Origin of the sequence: Aeromicrobium sp. Leaf272 (assembly GCF_001422865.1) — a bacterium.
Classification (GTDB): domain Bacteria; phylum Actinomycetota; class Actinomycetes; order Propionibacteriales; family Nocardioidaceae; genus Aeromicrobium.
Map to the genome: position 1 here is coordinate 133254 of NZ_LMMY01000013.1, position 5472 is coordinate 138725.

Annotated in this window: 1 protein-coding gene; it reads left to right on the forward strand. The window is 53.0% G+C overall.

From position 1 onward, the window contains the following. Window positions 1-2502: 2502 nt before the first annotated feature. On the forward strand, window positions 2503-2697 hold a 195-nt coding region (locus tag ASF38_RS19370; RefSeq protein WP_235497634.1), incomplete at its 3' end, for a hypothetical protein. Window positions 2698-5472 lie beyond the last annotated feature (2775 nt).

Here is a 5472-nt window from a genome sequence, read left to right on the forward strand (position 1 = left end):
AACGATATCCAAGAGGAAAGGACATAGGCATACGCCGATAAGACATAGCAACAGTACAACTAACGATTGCCTCTGATGTACGCAAGGCAGTCAAGGGCATTAACGATGTAAACAGCAAACTAGGCAGCGTTGGCAAAGTAGCCAAGTTCGCAGCCGGTGGTATGGCAGCAGCCTTTGCCGGTGGAGCAGTCATCAGCGCCACCAAGGAAGTAGTACGCGCAGCATCGGATGCACAGCAGTCAATCGGTGCTACAGAAGCGGTCTTCGGCAAGTACGCAGACGGGGTAGTTAAGGCCTCTCAGAAGGCATCCAAGTCGGTGGGCCTAAGCGCCAACGACTACCGAGAACTATCCAACGTCATGGGCGCAATGCTCAAGAACTCTGGCATGCCCCTTTCTAAGTTGGGCAAGCAATCAGATGACCTTGTAAAGATCGGTGCCGACCTAGCAGCAACCTACGGCGGTACTACCAAGGACGCCGTATCTGCCCTCTCAAGCCTCATGCGTGGAGAGGCTGACCCGATTGAGCGTTACGGCGTATCGATCAAGCAGAGCGACGTCAACGCACGTCTAGCGGCCAAGGGTCAGGACAAGTTGACCGGCTCAGCCAAGAAGCAGGCCGAGCAAATGGCCCGCCTAGAACTACTGAACAAGCAAACCGCATCAGCACAGGGCCAGTTCGGTAGGGAGTCCGGCACCCTCGCCGGTCAGCAGCAGCGTCTCAGCGCACAGGTGGAGAACCTCAAGGCCTCACTAGGTACGGCACTCCTACCGGTCCTAACCAAGACGTTGGGGTATGTGAACGAGAACGGCCCCAAGTTGGTGGCCGCGCTCAAGAGTGGCGTAGAGACCGTCAAGGGGTTCTTCTCGTCCTTCTCTGCCGGTAGTGGTGAGGCCTCAGCCAAGTTCGGCCAGGNATGGGCACGCTTCGGCGGCATCCTCTCCACCTACGTACTGACGTCACTAACGAACGTCATGAACTACGTACGTGGCGTATTCACGGTCATCAAGGGCATCTTCCAAGTCTTCTCAGGCGTCCTAACAGGTGACTGGTCACGTGCATGGACTGGTGTAAAGAACATCGTTTCTGGTGCTTTCAAGATGATCAGAGCGATTATCTCTCAGTACATCAACGTTATTAAGACCGTTGTTCGTGCAGGTCTATCAGTTGTACGCAGCATCGTTTCAACAGCGTTCAGTGCAATTAGAAGCATCTTCTCATCAGCATGGGGTGCAGCCAAGAGCCTGACCTCTAGTGCTTGGTCATCCATCAAGGGCGCGGTATCCCGTGGCGTCTCTTCAATGATGGGTGTTGTAAAGGGCATTCCCGGAAAGATCAAGGGCGCATTCAGTGGTGCCGGGTCTCTTCTTAAGGGCATTGGTGGACACATCGTTGATGGTCTAACAGCCGGTATCCGTGGAGCAGCAGGCAGAGTCATGGATGCTGTTAATGCAATCGTCGGCAAGATTCCTAAGGTCATCCGTAAGAAGATGGGAATTGCCTCACCTTCTAAGGTCACAACACGTCTAGGCGTCTTCATTGGTCAGGGTCTTGAAAAGGGTCTAACCAAGGCAACGCCAGGCATCCTCAAGGCTGTACGTCGTCAGGGTGTCAACACAAAGAAGGAATACGCCAAGCAAGCCAAGGACTTGGCTAAGGGTCTATACAACAATGCCAAGGTCCGTTACGCATCCCTTGTTAACCAGTCAAAGGAATACGCAGCGACGGTAAAGGAACAGGCACGTCAGTACGCATCTATCAGCAGCATTGCTCTAGGTGAGAACGAGAATCTAACAACTGACACAATCAAGAAATTCCTCACTGACCGTCTAGCCAACATCAAGAACTTCACAACCAAGTTGGCAGGGCTAGCGAAGAATGGTCTGTCAAAGGATTTGTACGCACAGATCGTTGCTATGGGCCCTGAGACCGGTACTGCATACGTTGAAGCACTGTCACAGGCTGGCCCTGAGGCAATCAAGGAACTTAACGGCCTACAGAGCCAGGTAAACAGCGCAGCAGCATCGCTAGGTACTCAGACGTCCAAGGACATGTACAAGGCTGGCATTGACGCCGCTAAGGGCTTCATGAACGGCATGAAGAGTCTGTACACCCAGATTGCCAAGAGTGCAGGCAGCCTAGGCAAGTCCATGGTCAAGGCGCTTAAGAAGGCACTAGGCATCAAGAGCCCTAGCCGTGTCATGAAGGGCCTAGGCGTGTTCGCAGTCAAGGGTCTAGATATGGGTCTAGATGATCGAATCATTAAGAAGAAGGGTGAGCGTCTAGCCACAGCACTACAGCGTGGGTTCGCATCACCATCACTAGCAGCAACAGCGCGACCAGTAACCGCATCAGGAAGCGCGGGTACTGCACAGCAAGTAACTATTGAAGTAAGAGTAGATAACTCAATGACACCTGAACAAATGGGTGCCGCATATCACAAGGCTATCAAGGCCGCAGGAAAGGCAGGACTCATCAGAAATTAACATCTGATAAACACACATGGCAGAAGCAAACTACAACCTACTAAGACTAGAAATCGATGCATCCGATGCATTGAATCAGATCAGTAACCACTCAGCACAAACAGATACCACCGGGTGGTCATCTCTGTTCGGAACCCTGAGCAGAGTGACAGGTACCTACGGCACGACAGGTACAGCCCTTCAATTGGTGCGTACTACAGGTGATCGAACANGCTTTCTACAGGGCCTCATTCGTCTATGGCTATGGAGTCAACAACGTCTCATTTACTGAGTCGATTGACTTCCCACTTGGCACGGAACGCATCAGTTTCCAGCCACGTCAAGCACCAGCACTGACAACGAAAGTGCGCGCTCACATTCAACTCATTGCACCCAACGCGACGGGTTCAACGATGCAGGCGTGGGAGGCCGTTACCGTCATCAGTTCTTCAAAGGCTCTTGTAGAGGACACAACCTTCTACTCGGGTGCACGCTGGCAGAACATGCTAGGTAAGTCATTCAGCCTTAAGACAACGCGCGGTAACGAACTAGACGGTGTAGTCGATACACCACAGGTAGGAACGCTCTCAGCAGTCATGAACGATCCTGTGTTTGACCCAACGAAGAACGCTCGTGTTCGTCCTGGTCGCAAGGTTCGTGTGACGTACCTATCTGACGGCTTCTGGTCCACACTATGGTCCGGTACTTTGTCTACTGTTGACGTGAACTATTCAAACAGCAAGCCACGTGTGACGTTGCAGGCTACAGACACATGGTCGCAGGTGAACAACTTCAAGGTTCCTGAGGCATTTAATGGCTCATTGACTCAGCGAGGTAATGCTGTGGCAGCCAAGACGCCGGGTATCGATTACACGTTTGTCAACAACAGCACGACGGACCCCGACGTATCGACGCCGGTAGTCATCGACGTTCAAGACAACGCCACAGCAACAGAGCAACTTAGATGGATCAGTGTTGCTAAGAATGCGTTCTTGATCTGCCGTACTAATGGCTATATTCAAATGCAGTCATATGACACGTGGAGCAGTTCTCCTAGCGTCCTACTCAGTGACCGCCCGTACGACGGTGTGGAACGTGTCATCGACCAGGAGATGCTAGACGCTTCCCTGTACGTCTCTGGCAAGCGTTGGAGCAATGCAACGGGCTGGAACTACGTGACAGCAGGCACAGGAGCCAAGGCGTCTCGATTCGACTTCGCTACAGGGCGTCTGACTGCCTACTTCGACATGCTGCCTGTCAACAGCGCACAGAGTGCACCGCAGGCCGATAAGGACAAGTGGCTCAAGGTTGACGGTGGTGACACTTACACACTCAAGTACACGGCCTACCAGACAGGCACCCGGCACAAGCCTTACCTGAACTACGTGAAGTCAGACGGCTCTGTCGGTTCGGTGGACTCACCATGGATCACAGCAACAGGCAGCAGTACCACGGTCCACACGGCCACGTTCACTATCCCCGCTGACGTAGTAGCCATTGCTCCACGCTGGCAGGCAGAAGGCACCGACGGTCAGACGTTCACGCTCTACGGCAAGCACTCGTCAGGCTCAGATTGGTCATTCGGTCAGAGCATTGGCGACGTTGACTATTACACCGACATTGATACGAACTTCGGTTCGCAAGCACTATTCAATGAATTCATGATTGAGCGTCACAACTTGGATGAGGAAGACGGAGAGAAGACCTACGGGCCTTACACCAACGCCGCATCTAAGTCTCAGTGGGGTAGCAAGTCAACGACCATCGACGTCAACGACGGGGTACCTAGAGAGATTGCAGAGCGCTACGCAAAGGTCTATGCAAACCCTGAAATCTTCGCTTCGCAGGTGAAGTTCAACGCACGTCAGCACTTGGGCTCAGAGGCTATGTGGAACCTGTATGGAGTTGCCAAGGTCAAGCACACAGATTCAGGCCTGAACGCCAGTTACCGCATTCTCAACATCGAGCATGACATTACGCCTGAGTCGTGGGAAGTGACGGTTGGTTTCCGTCCTCTAGAGGCAACAGCAGCAGTGACGATCACTAACCCACCTGGTGGAGCCTCAGCGGGTCCAGGAGACCTTGTGCAGCCAACGCCAGGACAGCACAGCCGCAGGTACCGCAACACGACATTCAACGTTGCTAACAACACCACTACCACCGTGCCGTACAACGTCATTGACACAGAAGACGGCATCACCTACGACGCTACGAACAACCGTTGGGTGGTGTCCAAGGACGGGCGGTACGTAGTGAGTGCGTCAGTCTCCTACTCACCTAACGCCACAGGTGCGCGAATCATTGATATCAACCTGAACGGCAACGTGAAGGCCCGTGGACGCATCATTGGTTGGACCACTACAAACAACATCGTGGGAGCAGCAACAGCCCTCAAGTGTGTAGCAGGAGACGTCATCTCTGTGACCACGCTGCACAACCAAGGTGCCACGTTGGCTCTAGCGGCAAACGGTGCTGAAAACTTCGCCTCTGTAACGTTCGTGGGGTCATGATGGACGATCCAGCATCAGTGCACGAGATTCTCAGCGCAGTCCTAACGCAGATCGACACATGGCCTAGAGCAGCGGTCATGATCACAGCCATTGTTGCCTTTGTCATCTTGAGGCGTTCTAAGACCACACGAGATGACGTGAAGACCATTAAGAAGACCTTGACGTCTAACAACGGCGGGTCCCACATCAAGGATGCTCTCGACCGCATCGAGGCAGACCAGCAAAAGCAAATCGAACAACTGAACGGTCTTGCTACTCGTGTCACTTCTCTTGAAGTACGCAAGTGGTGGAGGCGCTAGACCTACCCTGTTGCCATGCGGGGTTAGGAGAGTGGAGGGACCTATGTCTCTTCTAACGCTATGGATCATTGCAGTAATCTGCGGTGTTCTAACGTTTCTCCTTCTAGATGGGGAGTAGTCCTGCGGGGTTGCTCCCCATCTAGTTTCAAAGAAGCACTTGCAAGCATCTAGAGAGTGTGCCTATAGTTCTCAACATCA